Source organism: Kocuria cellulosilytica (assembly GCF_040981245.1).
GTDB classification, from domain to species: Bacteria; Actinomycetota; Actinomycetes; order Actinomycetales; family Micrococcaceae; genus Kocuria; species Kocuria cellulosilytica.
Map to the genome: position 1 here is coordinate 1 of NZ_JAVFWZ010000046.1, position 690 is coordinate 690.

Here is a 690-nt window from a genome sequence, read left to right on the forward strand (position 1 = left end):
CTCAAATTAACCGATTTTCAAAAAAACGAAGAAAACCCCTTTATGAAACAAGCAATTGAAGGGATTGAAAATCACGTTGTTAAGAAATACAAAAGTAGTACGGGAAGTGATAAAAAAGCTGTAGTTGCTGTTGCTGATACAGATACAGGAGAAGTATTCAAAACCTCGTTTATCCGACAAATAGAAGTAGATGAAGAGCAATTTGCAAAACTATACCTTGCGAATTTTGCCGCTTTTTTCAATCTATCACAATCAGCTATTCGGGTTTTCGGGTATATTCTAACTTGCATGAAGCCTAAGAATGATATGATAATTTTCGATAGGCGAAAATGCTTAGAATACACCCAATACAAATCAGACAAAGCCATATACAAAGGATTGGCAGAGCTCGTACAAAGTGAAATCATAGCAAGAGGTCCAAACGAATATAATTGGTTCATTAATCCGTTGATTGTCTTTAATGGGGATAGGGTTTCATTTACAAAAACATACGTTCGGAAAAAGACTTTAGCTGCCCAAAAGAAAGAAGAAGCAGAGAAACGACAGTTATCACTTGGTTTTGATGAACTGTAACACTCCATTGAGTGAAGCTGCCGTTTGGTCGCTCCCCCTTTGGGGGCGGGGGGGGATAGATAAAGTTCCTCTATGTAAAGTTATAATGGGGGATGAAAGGCAAGGTTCGCTAACCTT

At 38.1% G+C, this 690-nt stretch carries 1 protein-coding gene; it reads left to right on the plus strand.

Annotation, left to right across the window (positions count from 1 at the left end; genetic code table 11):
• On the plus strand, positions 1-573 hold a 573-nt coding region (locus RCG67_RS16895), incomplete at its 5' end, for a RepA protein (protein WP_368827957.1).
• Positions 574-690: the final 117 nt, after the last annotated feature.